General features: G+C 64.8%; 24 protein-coding genes. 10 read left to right on the top strand and 14 right to left on the bottom strand.

Annotated elements, in window-relative coordinates; translation table 11 throughout:
* The first annotated feature begins 45 nt into the window (after window positions 1-45).
* Window positions 46-1,530, top strand: coding sequence for a Fic family protein (locus NCT05_RS18745; RefSeq protein ID WP_250502920.1), 1,485 nt, complete (start codon window positions 46-48; stop codon window positions 1,528-1,530).
* An 82-nt stretch (window positions 1,531-1,612) separates the two neighbouring features.
* Here the strand turns inward: NCT05_RS18745 and NCT05_RS18740 are convergent, their stop codons facing one another.
* Window positions 1,613-1,777 carry a hypothetical protein gene (locus NCT05_RS18740; protein ID WP_160172889.1) on the bottom strand — a complete coding sequence of 55 codons (165 nt, stop codon included), beginning with the start codon at window positions 1,775-1,777 and terminating at the stop codon, window positions 1,613-1,615.
* A gap of 196 nt (window positions 1,778-1,973) precedes the next feature.
* Between NCT05_RS18740 and NCT05_RS18735 the strand changes: the two genes are divergently transcribed.
* Both NCT05_RS18735 and NCT05_RS18730 read left to right on the top strand, forming a co-directional pair.
* Entirely contained in the window at window positions 1,974-2,243 is a 270-nt protein-coding gene (locus tag NCT05_RS18735; RefSeq protein WP_250502919.1) for a hypothetical protein, read from the top strand.
* A gap of 158 nt (window positions 2,244-2,401) precedes the next feature.
* On the top strand, window positions 2,402-3,256 hold the full coding sequence (locus tag NCT05_RS18730; RefSeq protein ID WP_008353552.1) for a helix-turn-helix domain-containing protein: 855 nt from the start codon (window positions 2,402-2,404) through the stop codon (window positions 3,254-3,256).
* Here the strand turns inward: NCT05_RS18730 and NCT05_RS18725 are convergent.
* From NCT05_RS18725 to NCT05_RS18715, 3 genes are all read right to left on the bottom strand, one after another.
* Complete coding sequence (locus tag NCT05_RS18725; RefSeq protein ID WP_008353554.1) at window positions 3,253-5,091, bottom strand: ATP-binding response regulator; 1,839 nt, start codon at window positions 5,089-5,091, stop codon at window positions 3,253-3,255. The genes NCT05_RS18730 and NCT05_RS18725 overlap by 4 nt on opposite strands.
* Before the next feature lie 3 nt (window positions 5,092-5,094).
* Complete coding sequence (locus tag NCT05_RS18720) at window positions 5,095-6,732, bottom strand: ATP-binding domain-containing protein (RefSeq protein WP_008353556.1); 1,638 nt, start codon at window positions 6,730-6,732, stop codon at window positions 5,095-5,097.
* 78 nt (window positions 6,733-6,810) lie between these two features.
* Window positions 6,811-7,482, bottom strand: a complete 672-nt coding sequence (locus NCT05_RS18715; protein WP_250440545.1) for a glutathione S-transferase — start codon at window positions 7,480-7,482, stop codon at window positions 6,811-6,813.
* A 149-nt stretch (window positions 7,483-7,631) separates the two neighbouring features.
* Between NCT05_RS18715 and NCT05_RS18710 the strand changes: the two genes are divergently transcribed.
* Entirely contained in the window at window positions 7,632-7,802 is a 171-nt protein-coding gene (locus NCT05_RS18710; RefSeq protein WP_008353559.1) for a hypothetical protein, read from the top strand.
* Window positions 7,803-7,843: 41 nt separating this feature from the next.
* On the opposite strand, the gene NCT05_RS18705 is transcribed toward NCT05_RS18710, so the two are convergent.
* From NCT05_RS18705 to NCT05_RS18680, 6 genes are all read right to left on the bottom strand, one after another.
* Window positions 7,844-8,254, bottom strand: a complete 411-nt coding sequence (locus NCT05_RS18705) for a response regulator (protein ID WP_051079069.1) — start codon at window positions 8,252-8,254, stop codon at window positions 7,844-7,846.
* Window positions 8,255-8,603: 349 nt separating this feature from the next.
* Window positions 8,604-9,398, bottom strand: a complete 795-nt coding sequence (locus tag NCT05_RS18700; protein WP_008353561.1) for an AraC family transcriptional regulator — start codon at window positions 9,396-9,398, stop codon at window positions 8,604-8,606.
* 85 nt (window positions 9,399-9,483) lie between these two features.
* Window positions 9,484-10,755 (bottom strand): NAD(P)/FAD-dependent oxidoreductase, encoded by a 1,272-nt coding sequence (locus tag NCT05_RS18695; RefSeq protein ID WP_250502918.1) that lies wholly within the window; start codon window positions 10,753-10,755, stop codon window positions 9,484-9,486.
* On the bottom strand, window positions 10,752-11,000 hold the full coding sequence (locus NCT05_RS18690) for a 2Fe-2S iron-sulfur cluster-binding protein (protein WP_008353563.1): 249 nt from the start codon (window positions 10,998-11,000) through the stop codon (window positions 10,752-10,754). The genes NCT05_RS18695 and NCT05_RS18690 overlap by 4 nt, the downstream gene beginning before the upstream one ends.
* Window positions 10,993-12,132 (bottom strand): NAD(P)/FAD-dependent oxidoreductase, encoded by a 1,140-nt coding sequence (locus NCT05_RS18685; protein WP_250502917.1) that lies wholly within the window; start codon window positions 12,130-12,132, stop codon window positions 10,993-10,995. Before NCT05_RS18685 ends, NCT05_RS18690 begins: the two co-directional genes overlap by 8 nt.
* Window positions 12,129-13,061: a 4-hydroxyproline epimerase gene (locus NCT05_RS18680; protein WP_034471826.1), complete on the bottom strand. Its 933-nt coding sequence runs from the start codon at window positions 13,059-13,061 to the stop codon at window positions 12,129-12,131. Before NCT05_RS18680 ends, NCT05_RS18685 begins: the two co-directional genes overlap by 4 nt.
* A 212-nt stretch (window positions 13,062-13,273) precedes the next feature.
* Here NCT05_RS18680 and NCT05_RS18675 point away from each other — a divergent pair, with 212 nt between their 5' ends.
* On the top strand, window positions 13,274-14,179 hold the full coding sequence (locus NCT05_RS18675) for a dihydrodipicolinate synthase family protein (protein WP_250502916.1): 906 nt from the start codon (window positions 13,274-13,276) through the stop codon (window positions 14,177-14,179).
* Window positions 14,180-14,243: 64 nt separating this feature from the next.
* Here the strand turns inward: NCT05_RS18675 and NCT05_RS18670 are convergent, their stop codons facing one another.
* A complete protein-coding gene (locus tag NCT05_RS18670) occupies window positions 14,244-14,987 on the bottom strand; it encodes a response regulator transcription factor (RefSeq protein ID WP_008353569.1) in 744 nt (247 codons plus the stop codon).
* A 527-nt stretch (window positions 14,988-15,514) separates the two neighbouring features.
* Here NCT05_RS18670 and NCT05_RS18665 point away from each other — a divergent pair.
* From NCT05_RS18665 to NCT05_RS18655, 3 genes are all read left to right on the top strand, one after another.
* A complete protein-coding gene (locus NCT05_RS18665) occupies window positions 15,515-16,807 on the top strand; it encodes an MFS transporter (protein ID WP_033536124.1) in 1,293 nt (430 codons plus the stop codon).
* Between the two features lie 115 nt (window positions 16,808-16,922).
* A complete protein-coding gene (locus tag NCT05_RS18660) occupies window positions 16,923-18,365 on the top strand; it encodes an MFS transporter (RefSeq protein WP_250502915.1) in 1,443 nt (480 codons plus the stop codon).
* A gap of 66 nt (window positions 18,366-18,431) precedes the next feature.
* The gene (locus NCT05_RS18655) at window positions 18,432-18,599 is read left to right on the top strand and encodes a hypothetical protein (RefSeq protein ID WP_008353574.1); all 168 of its coding nucleotides are present in this window, start codon (window positions 18,432-18,434) and stop codon (window positions 18,597-18,599) included.
* Between the two features lie 92 nt (window positions 18,600-18,691).
* Here the strand turns inward: NCT05_RS18655 and NCT05_RS18650 are convergent, their stop codons facing one another.
* Window positions 18,692-18,964 carry a hypothetical protein gene (locus tag NCT05_RS18650; protein WP_008353575.1) on the bottom strand — a complete coding sequence of 91 codons (273 nt, stop codon included), beginning with the start codon at window positions 18,962-18,964 and terminating at the stop codon, window positions 18,692-18,694.
* Window positions 18,965-19,095: 131 nt separating this feature from the next.
* A complete protein-coding gene (locus tag NCT05_RS18645) occupies window positions 19,096-19,914 on the bottom strand; it encodes a helix-turn-helix domain-containing protein (RefSeq protein WP_175979224.1) in 819 nt (272 codons plus the stop codon).
* Between the two features lie 238 nt (window positions 19,915-20,152).
* On the opposite strand from NCT05_RS18645, the gene motA reads away from it, so the two are divergent.
* A complete protein-coding gene (gene motA / locus NCT05_RS18640) occupies window positions 20,153-21,025 on the top strand; it encodes a flagellar motor stator protein MotA (protein ID WP_008353577.1) in 873 nt (290 codons plus the stop codon).
* A gap of 30 nt (window positions 21,026-21,055) precedes the next feature.
* The gene (motB, locus tag NCT05_RS18635) at window positions 21,056-22,036 is read left to right on the top strand and encodes a flagellar motor protein MotB (protein WP_008353578.1); all 981 of its coding nucleotides are present in this window, start codon (window positions 21,056-21,058) and stop codon (window positions 22,034-22,036) included.
* 60 nt (window positions 22,037-22,096) lie between these two features.
* On the opposite strand, the gene NCT05_RS18630 is transcribed toward motB, so the two are convergent.
* The gene (locus NCT05_RS18630) at window positions 22,097-23,428 is read right to left on the bottom strand and encodes an Nramp family divalent metal transporter (RefSeq protein ID WP_250502914.1); all 1,332 of its coding nucleotides are present in this window, start codon (window positions 23,426-23,428) and stop codon (window positions 22,097-22,099) included.
* Window positions 23,429-23,518: the final 90 nt, after the last annotated feature.

Here is a 23,518-nt window from a genome sequence, read left to right as displayed (position 1 = left end):
ACGCGCCTAAAGTTATAATTTCTCGATAAACGTTAAGAAATCTCGATGACACCGATCGGTTATTCCCGACTCATCGCCATCGGCGAACTGCGCGTAACGCCGCCGCGGAGGCTGGCGTACGCCAGTTCGTCGGTAAACCGGCGCGTCGACAGCGAGAGCCATATCCTGTTTCCAAACAGCGTGGCGTTCGACGATACGCCCGTCGGTCATCTGGAGTTCGCGCTACGCCACGAAGGCGTGAATCTCGAGATTATCGATGCCGCGTTCGAGCATATCGAGCCGGAAGAACTCATCGCCCGTCTGCGCGCGACGCCTTCCGGCGAGCAGATTCGCCGCGCCTGTTTCCTGTGGGAATGGCTGACCGGCAAGGCACTGGATGCGGGCGTGAGCGTCCGCGGCGGTTACGTCGACCTCTTTGCGCCCGATGTCTATTACACGGCGCCGCAGCCCGTGAATTCGCCTCGCTACCGCGTGCGCAATAACGCGCCGGGCACGCCGTGGTTTTGTCCGGTCGTGCACCGCGCCGCGATTCCGGACGATCCGCCCTTGAGAGACCTGCTTCAGGAAGCGCAAAGCGCGCTCGACGCGATGCAGGACCCCGATCTGTACAAGCGCGCGCTCGCTTTTCTGTATTTATCGGAGACGCGCGGCAGCTACGCGATCGAATCCGAAACCCCCAGCTCCGACAAGCAAGAGCGTTTTGTGCAGCTTCTGAAGCGCGCGGGCGAGCCTGCGAAGATCGACGAAGAATGGCTGGTGCAGTTGCAAAACGTGATCGTGCGGGACGTGTATAGCCAGGAAGCGTCGTATCGGACGAGACAAAACTGGCTGGAGGACGCTGCGGGCCGGATCGACTTCTTTCCCGCGCCGGTTGACGATCTTCGACGCGTGATGACCGATTGGGAAGCCTTCGTCAACGATCGGAAACGGTGCCCCGATGTGCTCGTGAAGGCCGCCTGCGCGGCCTTCGGCTTCGTTTATCTGCATCCGTTCTTCGATGGCAACGGCCGGCTGCATCGATTTCTCATCCAGCACGTGCTTGCGCGCTCGGGCGTGCTAGGCGCGGATACCGTGATTCCGGTGTCGGCTGTGATGGAGCGAAACATTCCGGCTTACCACGCCGTGCTGACGGCGTTCTCGCGCCCGGTCACGCGACTATGGAATTACCGTCGCGTCGATACGGAGCCGCTCGTACTGAGTGCGCCTTCGAGCCGCGCGTACCGGTTCTTCAACGCCGATCGTGAAGTCGCGTTTTTGCACGCGATGATCAAGGAGGCCGTGCGCGAGGAAATTCCGCGCGAGATCGCGTGGCTTCAGGGCTACGACGCCGCTTTTGCGCAACTGAACGACGAGTTCGACTTGCCGCGAAAGGATCTTTCAGCGCTCATTCGGATGGTTCAGTCGAACAAGGGGGTCCTGTCGGCGCATCGCAGGAAGCAGTATCAGCACCTTCCTCGCCCCGTACTCGACCGAATCGAGGAAGTGGTGCACGGTGCGTTCGCAAGCAGGGCGGCAGACTCGGAAAGTTAAGATTTCTCGAGTCAAACGCCAAAAATCCATCGAAAATCAAAATATCTCGTTGGGCGTGTAGAAATCTCGATTCCCTCGCCCCTCAGTGCGTTTGCCGGCGCTCGGGCCTTTCCATCCCGGAAACGTGGCCGCGCGGCATGGCGACCGAATCCTTGAAATGCTTATCGGCAAAAAGCGCGAATCCGAAAAGCGCGGCCACGCCGAGCGGGCAAATGACGAAAGCAGCAACGAGCACGGCAACCTCCATTCGATGATGCTCGCAGTGTATCCCGCGTAAAGCCGCCAATTGTCGTGAAAATCGACAATACTCCGTTCAATGTTCGCGAACTTTCACCCTGTTTGATTTGATGAGCGTGCGTATTCGCACCGGATCGTGGTGCCAGGCACGGCCGTTGCTATATGCACCAGCCGTCGATCCCGACACCGAATCAACCTGGAAAAGCATGTTCACACCGAAAGCCTGCACCGCTACCTGCGTACTGGACGGAATGCCCGTCACGCTGACCTACTTCCCCGACACCACGCTGCTGCGGATCACCGACGCGAATGGCCGCTGCGTGCGCGAAACCCGCTGGCCCGCGCCGTGGCGGACGTTTCTCGCGACCTTGCGCGAATTCAGCGGACGCGATGCCGAAAGCCAGCTTTCGACCTTGCTCGACGAGATTCCCGCCATGTCGAAGCCGACGCGCGAGCTGGCATCGGCGCTCGCGTAGCGGAATGTTTCATCACTAGAATCAATGAGTTCCATCGAGACAATTTTGAGCGCGCGGACCTGCGCCATTTACAATGTCGGATCGGCCGCGCATGGGCTGCCCGGCCCGCGCCGATTCACGCCCCTCGCGGTCCCACTCTCACGCATCCGACTGGCTGTATGGTCACTGAAACGTCTTCATCGGAATCCCTCGCCGTCGCTGAACGCGTGCGCGAACTCATGGGCCGTCACGGCATCGGAAAGCGTCAGCAGACAGCGGAGCTGTGCCGCATTCTCGACCTGAGCTTTTCGCAGGGCCACCGGAAGCTGCGCGGGAACAGTCCGTGGACGCTCGCGCAGATTCGCCGCGTCGCCGATGCCTTCGACGAACCCGCGCTCAAGCTCTTCGATTCGATCAACACGCGCCCCGACGAAACCGAAGGCACCGCGCACGACGCCGTGCTCAAGCTCGGTTCGGTGGAAATTCCCTGCATGGCGTGGGTCGGCAACGCGCTCGATGCGGGCAGCCGTCCGGATTTCATCGCGCAGAAACTCAACAATCGCTGGATCGTCACCAAGCACGAAGGCGTGCTGCTGCACGAAGCCAGCGACGTCCACAAGATCGAAATCCAGCCGCGCCGGCCGGATACCGACAAACCCATCATCGCCGTGGTCGACGACGATCACGCCTCGGCCGACAATCTGCACGACTATCTCGAAGCCACCGGATTCGCGGCGATGGCCTTCTACGGCCTCGACGCGTTCCTCGAAGCGCTGCAGACGCAAGTGTTCGATGCCGTCGTGATCGACTGGCTGTTCGGCGTGCATACGTCGGCGGATGCGATCCGCGCGGTGCGCGAGTCGGACAATCCGGACGCGCCGGTTTTCGTGCTGACGGGCGAGCTCACCACGGGCAAGGCGAGCGAATCGGAAATCAGCCAGGTCATCCGCGACTACAACGCGACGTGTTTCGAGAAGCCCGCGAGGCTCGGCATTCTCGTCGCCGATCTCTCCAAGCGGCTGATGCGCAATTAGCTGACGCGCCGGCGCACCGTCACCGCGCGATGCACCGCGCCCTTCAGCACCTCGTAGCGCACCGGCTTCAGCAGATAGTCGAAGAACAGCACGGCCGCGCTCGGATCCACCAGTTCGGGCGCGTACGCGCTCACCGCGATGATCGGCACGCTCGCGCCGGGCGCACTGCGCGCACGATACTCGTTCGCGAACGAATAGCCGTCCTTGCCCGGCATATGCAGGTCCGCGAGGATCACGTCGGCGTCGTTCGCGCGCAGCCACGCGAGCGCGCTGTCGACATCCGGCAGCGCGACCGCGTAATAGCCGAGATGCGTGAGCATTTCGATCAGAGAATCGCGGATCGACTCGTGGTCGTCGATCACGAGCACGCGCGACTTGCGCAACTCGGGCGCATCGGCTTCCGGCTCACGCCGGGGCACATGACGCGCCGCGACCGCCGGCAGGCTCACGCGAAACGCCGCGCCCTGCCCGACTTCGCTCGAAACCTCGATCTTCCCGCCAAGCAGCTCGACCAGCCCGCGCACGACCGCGAGGCCCATTCCCGCGCCGTCGAAACGCCGCGTGCTCGATGAATCGAGCTGCGTGAATTCCTGGAAGATGAGCGGCAACTGCTCGCGGGAAATGCCCGGCCCCGTATCGATCACGGAGATGTCGAGGCGCTTCTCCGTGCGCGCGAAATGCACGTCGATGGAACCCGCTTCGGTGTACTTGATCGCGTTGGTCACGAGATTCGTCACGATCTGCCGCACCCGATGCGGATCGGATTCGATCGGGCCGCGCTCGCCCGCATAATCGCCGCGCAACGCCAGGCCCTTCGCGCTCGCGGCGGGTGTGTTCGCATCGACGATGGATTCGAGCAATTCGACCGGATCGAAAACGGCCATGCGCAGTTCGAGCTTGCCCGCGCCGAGACGCGCGTAATCGGTCAGATCGCGCATCTGCGCTTCGAGATGACGCGCGCCCGCTTCCAGACGCTGCATGATCTTGCGGTCGGCGTCGCCGCGCGCGTTCAGCCCGAGCAATTCGACCGACGAGACGATCGCATGCAGCGGCGTGCGCAGCTCGTGGCTGATCATGCCGAGGAACGTGTCTTTCGCGACGCCCGCCTCGCGCGCCGCGCGCGTCGCCTGATGCTCCGCCGCCAGCGCCGCGCGCTGCTGTTCGATAAGGCGCGTGCGCCGATAGCCGTTCAAGAGCAGCAGGATCGTCGCCGCCGCCGAGAGCAGGCCGAGCAGCACGCCGCCGTAAATCAGATAGCGGCGCTTCGCCTCGAAATCGCGCACGATCGCCTCGCGCTCCGCGACATCCATCAGCCGACGCCCGCCCGCCAGTTCCGCGACGACGGGCGCGTTCTGCCGCAATACGCCGATCACACGCAGGGTGCGCTGGTGCTCGCTCTGCAATCCGTCGATATCGCCTTGAATGGAATCGAGCGCCGTTTGCAACTGACGCAGAATCTCGCGCTGCCGGTTCAGCAGCGCCTGATGATCGTCCGACACACCCGCCGATTCCGACACCTGCCTGAGCCGCGCCCGCAGCAGCCGATAGCTCGCGCGCACGCCCCCCGCGTCCTCGTCGATGCCATTGCGATACAGCAGAACGTGATTTTCGAAGCGCGCGTACGCGATCTGAAACTGCGCCGCGTCCCAGTACACGTCGTAAGGCAGAACGAGCCGATGCGTCTCGCGCGCGACCAGACCCGAATACAGCATGTAGCCGACCGCGCCGATCGGCGGCGCGACCGCGAGCGCGATCAGCGCCGCATACCAGAGCCGGCGAAACCAGGGTCGCGCGGCGTGTGCGCGCAACGGGGATTCGGTGCGGATGACGGCCATCCGCTATTGCAAGGCTTCGATCGCCCGGGCCGCGCGCTCGGACGCGACGACGATCAGCTTCATCGTCGCCCGCGTCGCGCCGACGAAGATCTTGCGCGCGGCCTGCTCGTCGAGCGCGTCGAAATCGACTTCGGTGAGAATCACGCAGGGCGCCGATTGCCCCTTGAAGCGATAGATCGATTCGAGCAGTACGTCTCCCTCGCGATACTCCGGGTTGCCGAACAGATCGTACGTTCCGGTGAAGGCGCGCAGCCGATGCGGGCCGAGGTGATCGACGGCAGTGAGCGCCGAACCCTCGCGGCCCCGGAACGACAGCACCGCGATGTCCTGCTTGCGAAAGCCGAGCGACAACGCGTGGGTGATCGCGCGCTTGGTCGCCTCGATGATTTCCTCGGGATGCCCGTCGGCGTAGGTCGAAACGCTCACGTCGGAGCCGTCGAAGGGACTGCCCGCATCGAGCCGCACATCTGGCCCGACGACCTTGCGGATGAAACCGAGCAGATCGCGCGGGCTGCGATAGTTCGTCGTTTCGCGCAGGATCGTCCAGCCCGGCAGCGGCACCGGCTCGCGCAAATACAGGTTCTGCATCGGATCTTCGAGCCACCACCACGCGCCTTCAGGATTCAGCAGACGTTCGAGCGCCTCGACCCACGCCGCCTGAAAATCCTGGCCTTCATCGACGATGAGCACATCGGTCTTCCATTGCTCGGGCACGGGCACGGCGGCGAAGCGATCTTCGAGCGTCGCGAAGACATTCGGCTGACTGAAGTCGGGCGGACTGCCCGCATCGCGCGCGACGGCCGCGCTCAACTGATGGTAATTCGCGATCTTCGCCTCTTTCGGTGCGATCGCACGGATATGGTCGGCGAGCGGCCGGTTGAAGCACACGTAGAGCACGCTCTTGCCCTGCGCGAGCGCGTCGCGCATCACGCGCACGGCGAGTTGCGTCTTGCCCGCGCCCGCGGTCGCGATCACGCGAAGACGGAACGGTTCGAATTCGAGCCGCCGCGCCCACGTCGCGAGCCCGCCCGACAGACGCGTGACGAGCGTGTTCGCCGCACCGACGAGCGCGTTGGTATCGGGCGTGAGCGAAAGTTCGTCGGCGAGAAAATGATGGATGCGCGCCGCCGATTCGAAGCGCGGCTCGTCCGGCGGCAGGATTTCGAGCACGACGCGCGCAAGCTGCGACTTGCGGCTCGCATCGACGATGCGCGCCGGCGACACGCCCGCGATGGCCGTGTTCTTGACGGTGTAATCGGGGCAGTAAAGCAGTTCCTCGATCCGGTACGTGCCCGCGCCGAACGCCGCCGTGAACCGCCGATGCAGGTTCTCCAGCGTGCGCGCGAGCTGAATGGCGACGTTGCGCTCTTTCTGCAAATAGACCTTGACGAGACCTTGCCCCGTCTCGCGCAGAAAACCGGCCTTCTGCTCGATCATCAGCACGCGGCCGGACGGCGCGACGACTACGAAATCCGCTTCGCCGAAGACCGAAAATCCTTCGTTGACGCGAGTCCAGTGCACGCCGTGATAGACCGTGTAGTCGTCGGGCAGCTTTTCGAGGCGCGCGAGCGTTTCGAGTTCGCGCGCCGCCGCGCCGGTCGCTTCGAGGTTCTTCCAGTCGTCGGGAACGATTCGGGCCATGCGTCGCCTTTGGGCTGAGTGATTGCGTCCGAGTCATTGTACGCAACGCGCTTACCGTTCCCGCAATAGGCCGGATGGCTAGCTTGCGTAATCGTATCGGCCGCCTTTTTCGAGCGCGCGCTGATATGCCGGACGCGCGTGAATGCGTTCGAGAAAGGCGCGGATATGCGGCATCGACTTCGCGCCCGCGCGGGCGCTGCCGGCTTCGAGGGGAAAGCTCATTTGAACGTCGGCGGCGGTGAACGAATCGCCGGCGAACCACGGCGACTTTGCCAGTTCGGCATCGATATAGCCGAAATGCAGACGCAGTTGCGGATCGATGAAACTGCTCTGCATCGTCTGCGCGATGCGCCTTGCGATCGGCTTAGCGAAGAACGGCATTTTCGCGCTCTCCAGCCGCCGCGCGACGAGCTTGAGCAGGAGCGGCGGCATCGCGGAGCCTTCGGCGTAATGCATCCAGTAGTTGTAGCGCACGCGTTCGGGCGTCGTGCCGGGCGGCGGCGCGAAACGGCCTTCGCCGTACCGTTCGACGAGATATTCGATGACCGCGCCCGACTCGGCGAGCGTGAGGCCATCGACGGTCACGACGGGCGATTTGCCGAGCGGATGCACCGCGCGCAACTCGGCAGGCGCGAGCATCGTGCGCGGGTCGCGCTGATAGCGCTTCAGCTCGTATTCGACGCCGAGTTCTTCGAGCATCCACAGCACGCGCTGCGAGCGGGAATTGTTGAGATGATGAACGGTCAGCATGCCTGGACTCTTCTTCATATTCGACGATGCCGCTCGCGGTACGCCACTTGCATCCAGCGAACTGATGCGCGGCCGGGCGTCGAAAGCATACGGCCCTTCGATGAAGGCCGCGCAACGATTTCTAACACACAACGAAAAAGGAGAAGTCGATGACGCTGATCATTTATCTCGTAGGCTGGCTGATTTTCATTGGCGGCGTGTCGTGGGCGCTCGTGGCGATGCACGTCTCGCAGCACACGATCATGATCGTGGCCGTCATCATGCTGGGCATCGCCGTCATCACGGGCGCGACGCGGGCGCGCAACCGCGACCGGTCCTAGGCGTTCCGGGCCGCCGTCGATGGCGGCCCGCGCGACTCACATCACATCACCACACGGGCCCGAGCCGCGTCCTGGATCAGCGTGACGAGTTCGTCGGGATGCACCGGCTTCGTCATGAAATGCTGAAAGCCTTCGCCGATGCTGCGTAATCGGTATTCCTCGCCGCCGTGCCCCGTCAGCGCGATCGCCACGGACGGCGGCAGATTTCCGCGTATTTCGTGATCCCGCAAACGTTGGACGAGGTAGAAACCGTCCATCTCGGGAAGGTCGAGATCGCAGATCACCGCATCCGGAAGATGCTCGATCGCCGCTTGCGCGCCGTCTTCGGCGTCGGCTACGGCGATGACTTCGGCACCCTCTTCTTCCAGCAACGTCTGCAGCGACGCTCTGCTCTCGGGATCGTCTTCGATGAGGACGATCCGCATATGCCCCAGTCTTGCCACTTCGTTCATGATGTTCTTTTCTACTGCCAAAAACGGAATTCTCGCGTCGGTCTCCAGCTCTTTCCGCCGCGCGCGCGGTAGCGCGCACTGATTGACACGAGAACGCGGCGGGAATTCCGAACGCACCGTTTTTTATGCCGCGCGTACGCCGGTGCGGAACGCCTCGCGGTTTGTGACTGCGCCGACGCGAAAAATCGCCCGGTTGCAGCGTGCCTAAAAGAGCAAAAACCGGACCGGTTTGCATCTTTCGCCGCAAGCGCCGCGTCGCGCGGGCCTCCCGGCCGATCCGCCTCGCCCAAACGCTCGTCACACGCGCACGATCGTGTAATTCCGGCATCGGCCGTGCCCTGTTTTCCCATCAGACGTTTGTCTCGCGGATGGAATCGGGGCGCGAGGCGCTCGACGTGCCCGCCTGCAGCAGCGCGCGATATTCGCTCGGCGTGAGGCCGACCGTCGCCTTGAACTGGCGCGTGAAGGCGCTGTGATCGGTGTACCCGCACAGCGCGGCGACATCGGTGACTTTCTCCTGCGAGACGAGGAGCGCAGTGGCCGCGTCGAGCCGCGTTTTCAACAGCACCTGGCGCGGCGTCAGATGAAAGACCTTGTGAAAGTAGCGCTCCAGTTGCGCGATGGACATGTTCGCCATCTGCGCGAGCTGCCGCATGTTGAGCGGCTGCACGTAATTTTCCTGAATGTGCTGCACGACCGCCGCGAGCCGGCTGTACGCGGGATGCGTGCCTTCGGCCGCTTGCAGATCCCGCGAAATGCCCGCGAGCCCGACGATATGTCCCTGCGTATCGTGCAGCGGCTGCTTGCACGTCATGCACCAGCCGGGCTCGCGCCCCGGATACAGATGCAGTTCGAGCTGATCGATCAGCTGATGTCCCTGCGCGATGATCGCCTGATCCTGCGCCGTGTAGATGCGCCCGAAGCGACGCGGGAATACGTCCTCGGCGGTCTTGCCGAGCAGCGCGGATTTGTCGTCCTTGTGACCGCAGCGGCGCGCGAGCGTGCGATTGACCATCGCATAGCGCGCCTCGCGATCCTTCACGAAGAACACGATGTCGGGCATCGCGTCGAAGACCGGCGCGAGCAGCGCGAAATGCGCGAGCATGTCGGCGAGCGTCGATGCCGGAGGTGGTGCGATCGTCATGCGTGCGGGTGTCGGTTGCGCTCGGTGGATTCTGGCGACCGATTATAGGAGCGCCAATACGCGGACAAAATTGGCGCTGGCCCCACTAGAAATGACGCGTTTCGGTCAGTTCGCCCGCAGCGATCAGCGTGTCGATGCAAACCGGCGCGAACGGCGGACGCGCCACCGCACGCGGCCATCCGAACAGGACCGACGCCGCCTCGCCGCAGATGCGCCCCTGACACGGCCCCATGCCGCAACGCGTCTGCAATTTGGCATCGCGCCAGCTCGCGTGCGCGGCGACTTCGCCGATTGAAACATCCTCGCAGCGGCACAGCAACGTATCCGGCGATGGCATCGCGCGGGCGTCGGCGCCGAGTTCGAACGTACGTGCGACGCGTCGCGCGAAGGCACGCCAGCGATCGCGTTCGCGCACCAAACGCGCATCGATGGCGACGCCGAGCGCCGCCTGCGCCGCGATCGCGCCTTCGACGCGCGCGAGTTCCATCCCGCCGATGCCCGCGCATTCGCCCGCCGCGAATACGTCTCGCTGAGAGGTTCGCTGGGCGCCGTCGACGTGGATCGCGCCGTCGCGTTCATCCGTCAAGCAGCCGAGTGCGAGCGCGAGCGTCGTGTTCGGCACGAGTCCGAAACCGCACGCGATGCGATCCGCTTCGAGCGTTTCATCGCGCCCGCGCGTGCGGATCGTGACCGCCTCCACGCGCGCGCTTCCATGCGCCTTCACGACGACGCTGCCCGTCCGGTAACACGCGACGCCGAGCGCGACGGCCTGCGCCAGCTTTCCCGGCGTCAGCGCCAGCGACGCGACGAATCGTGCGACCCGCGCGAACGGCGCCTGTTCGACGACCGCGACGACGCGCGCACCGTGACGACGCGCGGTATCGGCGGCGGCGAGCAACAGCGGCCCGCTGCCCGCCACGACGATGCGCTCGCCAGGCACCGGCATGCCGCCTTTGACGAGCGCCTGCAAGCCGCCTGCACCGGTCACGCCGGGCAAGGTCCAGCCGTCGAAAGGAAGCAGCCGCTCGCGCGCGCCGGTCGCGAGGATGAGCTTCGAATACGCGAGCACGAGCGGCGCGCCGTCGCGTTCGAGCAGCAGCCGTTTGTCGCCGGGCGCTGCCGCGACCTTCGTCGAGTTCATCACGATCAGCTTCGCGTGCGAGCGCGTTTCGTCGAGCCATTGGCGCAATGGCGCGGCGGGCGCTTGCGTCGGACCTTGCCGCCAGATCTGGCCGCCAGCGCGCGGATTGTCGTCGATGAGCGCGACGCGCCCGCCCGCTCGCGCCGCCATTCGCGCCGCGCTCAAGCCCGCCGGTCCCGCGCCGACGATCGCGATGTCCACTCGTTCGATGTTCATCGCGTCGTCTCGATCGACAGGCCGTCGCGGCAAAGCGTCTGACAGCCGAGCACATGCGCGCGGCCATCGACCGTCACGCGGCATTCGTGACACACGCCCATGCCGCACAGCGCGGCGCGCGGCTCGCCGGTGACAGAGCGCCGCGTGCCACGAATGCCCCGCATCGCGATCGCGGCCGCGACGGTCGCGAACGCGGGCACGTCGAGCGATTCGCCGTCGATGATGACGCGCACGCGCTCAGCCATCGGCGTGCTCCGGCGCGAATCGTTGCGGGCAGAAAGCGTTCATGTCGGGCATATCGAATGCAAGCGGCTCGCCGAGCATCTGCGCGACGAGGAGTTTCGCGGTGCCGAGCGACGTCGTCACGCCGAGCCCTTCGTGACCCGCCGCGAGCCACAGCCGGTCGCCGGGGAAACGCGCCGGTCCGATCAGCGGCAAGCCGTCGGGCGTGGCGGCGCGAAAACCGGTCCACGCCCGAATCGCATCGAGCCCGCCGATTCCCGGCAGATAGCGCGTCGCGCGCGCGAGCATCATCGTGAGCACGTTCATTTCGACGGCGGGATCGAGCGTGCCGAATTGACGCGACGACCCGATCAGCACTTGCCCGGTCGGACGCGGCTGCGCATTGAACGCGACCGACGTGCCGCGCGCGTGATGCGCGCTCTTGATATAGCCGAGCTCCAGCACCTGATGACGAACCGTGCCCGGATAACGATCGGTGATGAGCAGATGCCCCTTCTTCGCTTCGAGCGGCAGGCCCGCGATCAGATCCGGCGCGGCGAGCCCGTTGGCGATGACCACGTGCGCAGCCGTTCGTCGTTCACCATTCGCGAGCGTGACGCGCGCGTGCGCGCCGGCGGCATCGACGGAATGCACCGCGCAGCCGGTCGATACGCGAATGCGCGTCGAGCTCGCCAGCAGCCATTGCGCGGCGGCGGGCGCGTAGACGATCGCGTCGTCGTCGATGAGCAGGCCGCCTTGCATCGCGTGGCTCACCGACGGCTCGGATTCGCGCAGCGCGGCGCGGTCGACCATATGCGCGCGCACGCCCGCCGCGGCGAATGCGTCGCGCATCGCGCGCGCGGCGTCGAGTTCCTCGTCGTCTTCGGCGATCCAGAGCGTGCCGCAGCGCGAGAACGCATCGCGCTCGCGCAGTTGCGGGCCGAGCGCGAGCCACAGTTCGCGCGAAGCCCGCGCCAGCGCGAATTCGGCGGGCGAATCGTTCATCACGACGATATGGCCCATGCCCGCCGCCGTCGCGCCGCCGCCGATGCCGCCCGCGTCGAGCACATCGACCGTCATGCCGCGCGCGGCAAGCTCGGCTGCGCACGCCGCCCCGACAATCCCGCCGCCGACGACGATCACGTCCGCCGTCATATGCCTTTGATGAACGGATCGCGCGCGTCGAACACGAGCCGTCCTTCGCACATGACGTGCGCGTAACCGGTGATCGTCGGGATCAGCGCGTCGCCGTCGAGCGCGTAACTGCCCTCGAACACGCTGCCGATGATGCTCTCCTGGCGCCAGATGTCGCCCGGCGCGAGCGCGTCGTCCGCCGCGAGGCACGCGAGCTTGGCGCTCGTTCCGGTGCCGCACGGCGAACGGTCGTAGGCGCTGCCCGGACACAGCACGAAATTGCGGCTGTCGACGCCGGCGACGGGCGAATTCGCGAACAGTTCGATATGGTCGATGAACGCGCCGTCCGCGCCGGTGATGCCCTGCGCATGCAAGGCATCGCGGATCGCCTCGGTGAACGCGGTCAGCTCGGCGATGCGCGCGGGCACCAGTTCGCGACCGTGATCCGCGACGAGAAAGAACCAGTTGCCGCCCCACGCGACGTCGCCGGTGAGCGTGCCGTGGCCGGGCACATCGACCGATACCGCCCGCCGATGCCGATACGCCGGCACGTTGCGCACGCTGACGCTGCCGTTCTCGTGCAGCGTCGCATCGACGGGCCCGACGGGCGTATCGATCCGATGCCGCCCCGGCGCGATCCTGCCCGCATGGGCGAGCGACGCGACGAGCCCGATCGTGCCGTGCCCGCACATGCCGAGATAGCCGACGTTGTTGAAGAAGATGACGCCCGCCGCGGCAGCGGGATCGTCCGGTTCGCAGAGCAACGCGCCGACCATCACGTCCGAGCCGCGTGGCTCCGTGACGATGGCGCGGCGCCAGTCATCGAAGCGCGTGCGAAACGCGTCGAGCCGTTGCACGAGTGTGCCGTTGCCCAGATCGGGGCCGCCCGCGATCACGAGGCGCGTCGGTTCGCCGCCCGTATGCGAGTCGATGATGTCGATGGTTTTCATGCCGCTATCGTAGAAACGCGTACGCCGGGCGTCTTGACGCGGCTGGACGGTTTGGATGACGAAATCGGCATAATCGAAGATCGTCCGGTGGGGCTTTTCGCGGTGCGAAACGGCTATGCCGAAATCGGCACGCGGCGCGCGCGAATCACGCAAGACGCCTGATTTTTCGGTGCTTACACTGCGTACCGTCCAATCAATTTCGGAGAGCCGCCGTGACGCATATCTGGGAAGGCGTGATGCCCGCCGTGACCACCAAGTTCAACGCCGATTTCAGCATAGACCGTGCGTGGACCGCGAAGAACATCGACGCGCAGATCGAAGCGGGCGTGGACGGCATCATCGTGTGCGGCTCGCTCGGCGAAGCATCGACGTTATCGCTGGACGAAAAGCTCGACGTGCTCGACATCGCCGTGGACGCCGCACGCGGCCGCGTGCCGGTGCTCCTGACGATCGCCGAGAACAGCACGCTCGACGGCTGCCGCCAGGCCGAGCGCGCCGCGCGCCACGGTGCGGCGGGCTATATGGTGCTGCCGGGTTTGCGTTATCTGTCGGACCGGCGCGAGACGCTCAATCATTTCCGCACGGTCGCCGATGCCAGTCCGCTGCCGCTGATGGTCTACAACAATCCGCTCGCTTATGGCGTCGATGTCACGCCGAAGATGTTCGCCGAACTTGCCGAAGACAAGAAGTTCGCGGCGATCAAGGAATCGAGCGGCGACGTGCGCCGCATCACCGATCTCATCAACGAAACAGGCGACCGCTATGCGATTTTTTGCGGCGTCGACAATCTCGCGATGGAAGCGATGCTGATGGGCGCGCACGGCTGGGTCGCGGGTCTCGTGTGCGCGTTCCCGCGCGAAACGGTCGCGATCAGCAAGCTGATTCGCGCGGGGCGTGTCGAGGAAGCGCGCGCGATCTATCGCTGGTTCGCGCCGCTGCTCGCGCTCGACGTGTCGCACAAGCTCGTGCAGAACATCAAGCTCGCCGAGGCGATCGTCGGTCTGGGCACGGAGCCGGTGCGTCCGCCGCGCCTGCCGCTCGCCGGCGATGAGCGCAAGGAAGTCGAAACGCTGATTCGCCGGAGCATCGAGACGCGCCCCGCATTGCCGGCGCTTTAAGACGCGCGCGAAATGAAAAATGCCGCCGGTTTGTCAACCGGCGGCATTTGCTTTTTGATGGGCTTCAGGCCGCGATCTGCGCAGGCGCGGGATCGGTGAGACCGCCATCCGAATCCGCGCCTTCATCGTAGAGATGTAGCAGACGGTAACCGCTCTTGTACACCGGCTGCAGGCGGAAGTTGTTGACCGGCTCGATTTCCAGCGCGAGACGCAGGCGCGAAACGTGGCTGTCGATCGTGCGGGTCGTTTCGCGGAACTCGCGTCCCCAGACCATCGCGAAAATATGATCGCGCGACAGCACGCGGCCGATGTTCGAGAAGAAAAGCTGCGCGAGACGGAATTGCGTGCCGCTCAACTGCACCGGCTTGCCGCGCACGGTGACGGTTTGCTGGCGTGCGTCGAAACGATACGGCCCGACTTCGAGGCATGCGCTCGACGTCGCGGGATACGCGCGGCGCAAGAGCGCTTCGACGCGCGCGCCGAACTCGCCCGGGCGGATCGGATACACGACGAAATCGTCCGCGCCGGCGGTGAGCGCGCAGACAACGTTGTGTTCGGCGCCGTCCGGCGTCGCGAACATGACCGGCACGCGTTCGCCGAAGCTCGAGCGCACGGATTTCAGCAGATCGAGGCCGCAGAGGCCCGTGGAATTCCAGTCGAGAATCAGCAGATCGACCGTGGAGCGGGACAGCGCCTTCGACAGCACGAGGCCATCGCCGAAAGTCACGCAAGTGTGGCCGAGTCGTTTGACGACATCGCTGATGAGATTTCGATAACTGGGGTCGGTTTGCAAAACGGCGACGCGCATAGTGTCTTACCTGATGAGTCCAAGGGACATGAAGCGGAGGCCGTTTTGCGGCGCCCGCCGGGCGTCTCGTCGCGGGATGAGACGGGGATTTACAAGCTGCGAATTCTGGGCAGCGATGCGACCCTTTCCCATCGGACTCATCCGAATTGTCAACGCATGTGACTGCCTAGCGCCCGGAACGGGCGGCGTCTGATGCGCGCAACCATCTCGAAATTAGAACGGGTTTTCGCTTTTGCGAGCGCTTTCATCCTGTAACATGCCGTGTTTGGCTCAAAAGTTCCCGCTTCCGCCGTTTTACCGAGACGTCGCGTAGCAAGCTGCGCCGCGACTGTCCGTCGCATCGCGCAGCGCGGATGACGGGCAGCGGCTTTCGAATCCGCGCCCGCTGGCTTCCGGCCCGGATCGTTCGCGTTCCGCGCCCGGGCCTTCGCTTCGCGTCCACCCGGCGCGTTTAGTCACTCCCGCAGGGCAAAGCCTCGTTCTACCGCGCGTCATGCGTGGCTTTTCCACTTACGGGTTCTTTTCCGATGCAGGCAACACCTCTGTCCGACGCCCCGCGCGCGGCCGGCCGTGCGCTCACGCGCGGCGATTACAAGACGCTCACGCTCGCCGCGCTCGGCGGCGCGCTCGAGTTCTACGACTTCATCATCTTCGTGTTCTTCGCGCCGGTCATCGGCCAATTGTTCTTTCCGCCGTCGATTCCTGACTGGCTGCGTCAATTGCAGACTTTCGGCATCTTCGCGGCGGGTTATCTCGCGCGCCCGCTCGGCGGGATCATCATGGCGCACTTCGGCGATCTGCTCGGACGCAAGCGCATGTTCACGCTTTCCGTGCTGCTGATGTCCGTGCCGACGCTCCTGATGGGCCTCCTGCCCACGTACGCGTCGATCGGCCTGATGGCGCCCGTCCTGCTGCTCGTGTTCCGCGTGATGCAGGGCGCGGCGGTCGGCGGCGAAGTGCCGGGCGCGTGGGTGTTCGTGTCGGAGCATGTGCCGGGGCGTCATATCGGCTATGCGTGCGGCACGCTCACGGCCGGCCTGACGGCGGGCATTCTGCTCGGCTCGCTGATCGCCACGGGCATCAACAAGGCGTTCGCGCCGGCCGAAGTCGCCGATTTCGCGTGGCGCCTGCCGTTCCTGCTCGGCGGCATCTTCGGTCTGTGCTCGGTGTATCTGCGTCGCTGGCTGCATGAAACGCCGGTGTTCGCCGAGTTGCAGAAGCGCAAGTCGCTCGCCGCGGAACTTCCGCTCAAGGCCGTGCTGCGCGATCACGGCCGCGCCGTCATCGTGTCGATGCTGCTGACGTGGATGCTTTCCGCCGCGATCGTCGTCGTGATCCTGATGACGCCGACGCTGCTGCAGAAGCAGTTCCACATCGCGCCGGCGACGGTGCTCGTCGCGAACTGCGCGGCGACGCTGTGTCTCACGATCGGCTGCGTGCTGGCGGGCGCGATCGCGGGCCGCATCGGCGCGGGCAAGACGATCTTCGTCGGCGGCGTGGCGCTCGCCGTCACGTACTGGATGATGTTCCAGCAGGTCGCGGCCGATGCCTCCGCGCTTTTGCCGTGGTACGCGCTCGCGGGCTTTTTCGTCGGCGTGATCGGCGCGATTCCGTTCGTGATGGTCAAGTCGTTCCCCGCGGCCGTGCGTTTCTCCGGCATCTCGTTTTCGTACAACGTCGCGTATGCGGTGTTCGGCGGACTCACGCCGATCGTCGTCTCGCTGATGATGAAATCGAGCCCGATGGCGCCCGCGATCTACGTCGGCGCACTGTGCGCGGTCGGCGCGCTGACGACGTTGTTCATCAAGCAGGCGCGCTGATCCGGCGTTAGCGTTCCACACGCGAAGTGGCGCACCGTTCACGCGGTGCGCCATTTTTCATTGCGCTTTCACGTTTCGGCCCACGCCGAAACATCGGCCGCGCCGCGCGCCTACGATGGCCGGCATGAACTCGAATCTTTCTTCATCCGAAACGCGTCTGTCCGCACGGCAGACGCTCACCGTGACCGCGACCAGCGTCGGCTTCGTCGTCTCGCAACTCGATGTCTCGATCGTGAATGTCGCGCTCGCGCGCATCGGCCACGATCTGGGTGCGAGCGTCGCGAGCCTGCAATGGACCATCGACAGCTACGCGCTCGCCTTCGCCGCGCTCATGCTCTCGGCCGGTTCGCTCGGCGACCGCTTCGGCGCGCGGCGCATGTTCGTCGGCGGACTTGCGCTTTTCGCGCTGGCGTCGCTCGCGTGCGCCTTTTCCGGCGACGCGACGCAACTCATCGCCGCGCGCGCCTTGCAGGGCGTCGGCGCGGCGGCGATGCTGCCGAACTCGCTCGCGCTGCTGAACGCGGCGTGCGGCCACGACCGGCGTCTGCGCGCGCGAGCCGTCGGCTTGTGGACGGCGGCGGGCGCGGTGTCGATCGCGGCGGGGCCGATCGTCGGCGGCGTGCTGATCGCGGCGTTCGGCTGGCGCAGCATTTTCTGGGTCAATCTGCCGATCTGCGCGGCGGGCATCGTCGCGACGCTCGCGTGGATAGAAAACGCGCGACCCAAAGATGCCGGTCATGCGCGCGGCATCGACCTGCCCGGCCAGGCGCTGGCGATCGTCGCGCTCGCCTCGTTCGTCGGCGCGGTGATCGAACTGCGCCCGCTCGGACCGATGCATCCGCTCGTCATCGGCGCTTTGCTGCTCGCGCTGGCGGCGGGCGGCGCGTTCATCGCGATCGAGCGCGAAAGCCGCACGCCGATGCTGCCGCTGTCGCTCTTCGCCGAGCGCACGTTCAGCGCGGCCGTGGCCTTCGGTATCGGCGTGAATCTCACCTACTATGGAATGGTCTTCGTGCTGAGCCTGTATTTGCAGCGCGTGCTCGGTCACACGCCCTTGCAGACCGGCCTCGCGTTCCTGCCGCTGACGGGCGGATTCCTGATCTCGAACCTGGCGAGCGGCCCTGTCGTCGCGCGCTTCGGCTCGCGCGGCCCGATGATCTTCGGCGCGCTGCTCGACGCCGCCGGTTTCGCCGCGCTCGCCTTCGTCGATGCGACGACGCCCACGGCCGCGCTGCTCGTGCCGTTCCTGCTGATTCCATCGGGGATGGGACTCGCGGTCCCGGCGATGACGACCGCGCTGCTCGGCACCGTCGGCCAGCCGCGTGCGGGCACGGCGTCGGCGGTGCTCAACACGGCGCGGCAGGCGGCGGGCGCGATCGGCGTCGCGGCGTTCGGCGCGCTCGCGGCTCATGGCGACGGCGCGGCGAGCGCGCACCAGATCGTCGATGCGGTGCGCTGGTCGGCGGCGATCTCCGTCGCGCTTCTGTTGTGCGCCGCGTTGATCGCGCGTCATGTGAACAATCCGGCGAGCGCGAACGCCGAAGAACGTGTTACTTAGAGACGGACGTCGGGAACGGCCGTTGCAACGCCCAGGTAAAGCCGCGAATCTTTTGAGGACAACACCATGTCGACAATGCCCCGCTCCCCCGAGGAGCCGCTCGAACCGGACCCGGACAAGCTGCTCGATCCCGACGCCGCGCCGAACCCCGAAGATCCGGACATGCCTGACGGCCCGGATTCCGCGACGCCGATGGTGCCCGCCGATCCGAAAAACGGCGAACCGCGCATGTAGAACGCCGGGCGGCCATCGCGCGCATAAAGCAATGCCCGCGCGGCCTTGAAAGCGGCGCGGGCATTCTTACTGATGCTCGTGGACGAAGAGCGTTACAGGCTAGTGGTCTGCACCGCGCCGGTTTCCAGCGCACGCTCGATGAGCGCTTCCTGCTGCGCCTTGCGAACGGCATCGGCGACGAGCGTATCGGGCGCTTCCACTTCGGCCTTGATCGCGCCGATGATGCCGTCCGCTTCGACGATCACGAGCGATTCCGCCGAATCCGCACGGCTGATGATGACGCGCAGCGGCCCGCCGCCCTCCGCGATGCTGGCGCAAAACTGCATCGTTTGCCCGCCGATCACTTGTTCGAATGTTTGAATCATCGCTGCCTTCCGCGTTGGTTGGACAAAAGCTGACACAGGCTGCGCGCCAAGCGGCGCGCAGCCTGCTTTCTCATTGATCCGCGCATGTCGACTAGGTTCAATTCTGTAAGCATGCGCGGCGCGACGCAAGCTCAACGTCTTGCGTCGGCGAGTTCGCGAAGGATGGCGGCGGTCGAATCGTCGGCGGGAAAGAAGGCTTCGATCGCAAGCTCCGACAACGTGATGTCGACGGGCGTGCCGAAAACCGTCGTCGTGCTCAAGAACGACAGCACGCCGTGCTGCGTGCGCAAACGCAAGGGCACGACGACGGGATCGGTCTCGCCGCGCGGCTCGTGGGTCGCGTGACGCGGCGCGGGATACGCCTCCAGTTCGGCCAAGAGCGCGACGAGCGTCGCATCGCCGGACACGTCGATTTGCCGGCGCAGGCGCGCGAGCAGATGCGCGCGCCACTCGTGCCAGTTGTCGATGGCATCGGCGAGACCTTGCGGATGCATCGACAGCCGCAGCACGTTGACGGGCGGCACGAGCAATTGCGCATCCGCCGATGCGACGAGCGGCGCGAAAGCCGCGTTGGCCGCGATCATCGTCCAGTGACGATCGACCGCGAGCGCGGGATACGGCTCATGCCCTTTGAGCACGAGATCGACAGCACGCCTGGCAGCGGAAAGTTGCGGATCGGCCAGCGCGCGCTCGCGATAAAGCGGCGCATAACCGGCCGCGACGAGCAGCGTGTTGCGCTCGCGCAGCGGCACGTCCAGTTGCTCGGCGAGGCGCATCAGCATGTCCCGGCTCGGCAGCGAGCGGCCCGATTCGACGAAGCTCAGGTGACGCGTGGACACGTCCGCAACGCCTGCGAGATCGAGCTGGCTCATGCGCCTGCGCTGACGCCATTCGCGCAATAGCGCGCCGACGTCCGATCGAACGGCTGGATGTACGAGGGTCGAGTTCATGCAACCGATGTTAGACGAAACATGATCACGCGATCCATTACCTGCGAAGTAAGCGGCGCCACGAACGTAACATTTACGCCGCAAACATTTGCGAAGAAAAACTTGCGCGCGACACCCTAAATCTCCGGCACTTTCGCGCCGATAAGTCCAACAACAAGCGAACAATGCGTCGCGAGCCGTGCGCGTCTCAATCCCGAGCACGCACGGCCCGCGGCGCCCGGACTTTTGCGGAGAAATCATGTTTGTCATCATCGGATGGTTGTTGGTCATCGGCTCGGTGATCGGAAGCTTCGTCGGCGTCGGCGGCCACCTCGCGGCCCTCGTGCAACCGTTCGAGCTGCTGTGTATTTTCGGCGCGGCGATCGGCGCGTTCGTCGTGTCGAATCCGACCGCGACGCTCAAGAAAACGTTGCAATCGATTCCGAAGGCGTTCAAGGGCGGCGGCTACACGAAAGAGAAATATCTCGCGCTGATCGCATTGCTCTACGAACTGCTTCAGAAGGCGCGCAAGGAAGGCATGATGGCGCTCGAAGCCGATGTCGATGCGCCCGAGTCCAGCCCGGTCTTTCAGAAGTACGAGCACGTCATGGCCGATCATCATCTGCTCGACTTCATCGTCGACTATCTGCGCATGATGTCTGCGGGCAATGTCAACGCGCTCGAAATGCAGGATCTGATGGACGAAGAGCTCGACACGCACCACACCGAAAGCTCGATCGCCGCGAACGCCATTCAGAAAATGGCCGATGGCCTGCCTGCATTCGGTATCGTCGCCGCGGTGATGGGCGTCGTGCACACGATGGGCTCGGTCGGCGCCGCGCCCGCCGTGCTCGGCGAGATGATCGCGGGTGCGCTCGTCGGCACGTTCCTCGGCATTCTGCTGGCGTACGGCTTCATCGGCCCGCTCGCGGACCTGCTCAACGCGAAGGGCGCGGCCGAAGCGAAGCCGTTCCAGTGCGTGAAGTCCGTGCTGCTCGCATCGATGAACGGTTATGCGCCGACGATCGCGGTCGAGTTCGGCCGCAAGGTGCTCTTCACCGCCGATCGTCCGAGCTTCAAGGAACTCGACGACGCGGTTCGTGCCACCAAGATGCCGAAGGCGGCTTCGTGATGACATCGGGTACGCAAAGGACCAACGCACATGGCTGAGAAACCGTCACGCGATCCGCTGCAGTCCGTGCTTGCGCCGACTGTCGTCGTCAAGCGCAAGAAGAAGGCGCACGGACACGGCCATCATGGCGGCGCATGGAAGATCGCCTACGCCGACTTCGTCACCGCGATGATGGCGTTCTTTCTGTTGATGTGGCTGCTCGGATCGACATCGAAGTACGACAAGGAAGGCATCGAGCAATACTTCAATACGCCGCTTTCCGCATTGTTCGGCAACGATGGCGGCGCGTCGGCGCATACGAGCGTCATCGCGGGCGGCGGCAGGGATCTGTCGAGCACGCGTCCGGGTGAAGGCAACAAGACCCAGACGCAACCGGTGCCGCAATCGATCGCGCGCGCTGCCGTTGCGATGGACGACTTGCGCAAGCTGCAGCAGCTCAAGCAGAAGCTGATGGCGCTCATCGAGCAGACGCCTGCGCTGCGCGCGTATAAGGACCAGATTCGCATCGCGATCACGAGTGAAGGCTTGCGTATCGAGATCGTCGATTCGCTCAAGCGGCCGATGTTCGCATCGGGCAGTTCGAGACTCGAAAGCTATGTGACGACGATTCTGACGAACATCGGCGCATCGCTGAACGATGTCGATAACCGCGTGTCGATCGCGGGGCATACGGATGCAGTGCCCTATTCCGGCGGTCAGGCGGGCTATTCGAACTGGGAGCTTTCGAGCGAGCGGGCGAATGCCGCGCGGCGCGCGCTCGTCGCGGGCGGCATGAAGGAAAGCAAGGTGCTGCAAGTGCGCGGACTGTCCGACGTGCTGCCGCTCAACAAGGATGTCGTCGACGAGCCGACGAATCGGCGGATCAGTATTCTCGTGCTGAACAAGGCCGCGGAACAGGCGTTCTTCCGCGATGGCGGCAGAACCACGGTCGATGAAACGCGGCCTGTCGAAGCGGCGCTTCCCGCGCCGGTCTCGGTCAAGTCGGATGCGCCGGCGGCGGTAGTGAAGTAGACAACGCTCGCGGCTTGACGAAGCGCCATGCACATCGAATCGTGCATGGCGCTTTTCATTTCAGCCGAGCCACTCCGCGACCGTCTGCACCACGAGCCAGACGTTCGCCGCGCTGATGACCACGAACAGCGCCCACGCGACGAGCTTCATGAACGGTTTGTTCGAGAACGCTCCCATGAGGCCGCGATCGCTCGTCATCCGGATCAGCGGATAAAGCGCGAACGGCAGTTGCAGGCTCAGCACGACCTGACTCGCGACCAGCAGCTTGCCGACCGCGCCGTTGCCCATCACGTACACGCCGATCAACGCTGGCACGAGCGCAAGCGCCCGCGTGATGAATCGGCGCTGATAGCACGGGATTTTCAGTTGCAGGAACCCTTCCATGATGACCTGCCCTGCAATGGTCCCGGTGAACGTCGAACTCTGGCCCGATGCAAAGAGCGTCACCGCGAAGAGAATCGCCGCAAGCCCGGTTCCCACGATAGGCGCAAGCAGCTTGTACGCATCTTCGATCTCGGTCACTTGCGTGTGTCCCGTCGCGTGAAATGCCGATGCCGCGAGAATCAGGATCGCCGCATTGATCAGCAGCGCGAGAACGAGCGACACGATCGTATCGAGCCGCGAGAGATTGATCGCCGATGCAAGGCTCTTCGCATCGCGATTCACCACGCGCGTCTGCACGATCGAGGAATGCAGATACAGGTTATGCGGCATCACGGTCGCGCCGAGAATGCCTATCGCGAGATAAAGCGGCTCGCGATCGCTCAACGCGTGAATCGATGGCACGAGCCCGGCAGCAACCGAAGGCCAATGCGGTTTGACGAGCACGAGCTCGACGATATAACCGACGCCGATCGTCGCGATGAGCCCGAGCATGATGGCTTCGAGGTCGCGAAAGTTCTTGCCTTTCAGGCCCAGCACGATGAGCGTATCGAATGCGGTGAGCACCACGCCCCACATCAGCGAAACGCCGAACAGCAAATGAAACGCGAGCGCGCCGCCGAGCACTTCCGCGAGATCGCACGCGATGATCGATAACTCCGCGAGCATCCATTGCACGCTCGCGACCGGTTTCGCGTAACGCTCACGCGATAGCTGCGCGAGATCCTTTCCCGTGACGATGCCAAGGCGCATCGAAAGACATTGCAGCACCATCGCCGCAAGACTCGACAACACGACGACAAAGAGCAGGCTATAGCCGTAGCGTGAGCCGGCTTCGATATCCGTCGCCCAGTTGCCCGGGTCCATATAGCCGATGGAAATGAGCAAGCCCGGCCCCGCGAATTGCAGAAGCTTCTTCCATAGCGGCGCGCCCGGCGAAACGGCGATGGAGCCTTTGACTTCCGATGGGCAAAACGGCGCGGTGGCCGTGGTCGGCAGATTGAACGGCAATTTATCGAGTCCTGATGGGATATCGGGGACAACATCCGCGAACGATGTTGTTCAGGTAGCTTACAAGGCGCGTCTCGCGGGCGAGTCTAT

It is taken from the genome of Caballeronia sp. AZ7_KS35 (assembly GCF_023631045.1).
GTDB classification, from domain to species: Bacteria; Pseudomonadota; Gammaproteobacteria; order Burkholderiales; family Burkholderiaceae; genus Caballeronia; species Caballeronia zhejiangensis.
This window is presented reverse-complemented; position numbering and strand designations above follow the sequence as displayed.

Bases quoted from the DNA above. Each gene is read 5' to 3' on its own strand.
- NCT05_RS18745 (WP_250502920.1), top strand. From the start codon at position 46: ATGACACCGATCGGTTATTCCCGACTCATCGCCATCGGCGAACTGCGC.
- NCT05_RS18740 (WP_160172889.1), bottom strand. From the start codon at position 1,777: ATGGAGGTTGCCGTGCTCGTTGCTGCTTTCGTCATTTGCCCGCTCGGC.
- NCT05_RS18735 (WP_250502919.1), top strand. From the start codon at position 1,974: ATGTTCACACCGAAAGCCTGCACCGCTACCTGCGTACTGGACGGAATG.
- NCT05_RS18730 (WP_008353552.1), top strand. From the start codon at position 2,402: ATGGTCACTGAAACGTCTTCATCGGAATCCCTCGCCGTCGCTGAACGC.
- NCT05_RS18725 (WP_008353554.1), bottom strand. From the start codon at position 5,091: ATGGCCGTCATCCGCACCGAATCCCCGTTGCGCGCACACGCCGCGCGA.
- NCT05_RS18720 (WP_008353556.1), bottom strand. From the start codon at position 6,732: ATGGCCCGAATCGTTCCCGACGACTGGAAGAACCTCGAAGCGACCGGC.
- NCT05_RS18715 (WP_250440545.1), bottom strand. From the start codon at position 7,482: ATGCTGACCGTTCATCATCTCAACAATTCCCGCTCGCAGCGCGTGCTG.
- NCT05_RS18710 (WP_008353559.1), top strand. From the start codon at position 7,632: ATGACGCTGATCATTTATCTCGTAGGCTGGCTGATTTTCATTGGCGGC.
- NCT05_RS18705 (WP_051079069.1), bottom strand. From the start codon at position 8,254: ATGAACGAAGTGGCAAGACTGGGGCATATGCGGATCGTCCTCATCGAA.
- NCT05_RS18700 (WP_008353561.1), bottom strand. From the start codon at position 9,398: ATGACGATCGCACCACCTCCGGCATCGACGCTCGCCGACATGCTCGCG.
- NCT05_RS18695 (WP_250502918.1), bottom strand. From the start codon at position 10,755: ATGAACATCGAACGAGTGGACATCGCGATCGTCGGCGCGGGACCGGCG.
- NCT05_RS18690 (WP_008353563.1), bottom strand. From the start codon at position 11,000: ATGGCTGAGCGCGTGCGCGTCATCATCGACGGCGAATCGCTCGACGTG.
- NCT05_RS18685 (WP_250502917.1), bottom strand. From the start codon at position 12,132: ATGACGGCGGACGTGATCGTCGTCGGCGGCGGGATTGTCGGGGCGGCG.
- NCT05_RS18680 (WP_034471826.1), bottom strand. From the start codon at position 13,061: ATGAAAACCATCGACATCATCGACTCGCATACGGGCGGCGAACCGACG.
- NCT05_RS18670 (WP_008353569.1), bottom strand. From the start codon at position 14,987: ATGCGCGTCGCCGTTTTGCAAACCGACCCCAGTTATCGAAATCTCATC.
- NCT05_RS18665 (WP_033536124.1), top strand. From the start codon at position 15,515: ATGCAGGCAACACCTCTGTCCGACGCCCCGCGCGCGGCCGGCCGTGCG.
- NCT05_RS18660 (WP_250502915.1), top strand. From the start codon at position 16,923: ATGGCCGGCATGAACTCGAATCTTTCTTCATCCGAAACGCGTCTGTCC.
- NCT05_RS18655 (WP_008353574.1), top strand. From the start codon at position 18,432: ATGTCGACAATGCCCCGCTCCCCCGAGGAGCCGCTCGAACCGGACCCG.
- NCT05_RS18650 (WP_008353575.1), bottom strand. From the start codon at position 18,964: ATGATTCAAACATTCGAACAAGTGATCGGCGGGCAAACGATGCAGTTT.
- NCT05_RS18645 (WP_175979224.1), bottom strand. From the start codon at position 19,914: ATGAACTCGACCCTCGTACATCCAGCCGTTCGATCGGACGTCGGCGCG.
- motA (WP_008353577.1), top strand. From the start codon at position 20,153: ATGTTTGTCATCATCGGATGGTTGTTGGTCATCGGCTCGGTGATCGGA.
- motB (WP_008353578.1), top strand. From the start codon at position 21,056: ATGGCTGAGAAACCGTCACGCGATCCGCTGCAGTCCGTGCTTGCGCCG.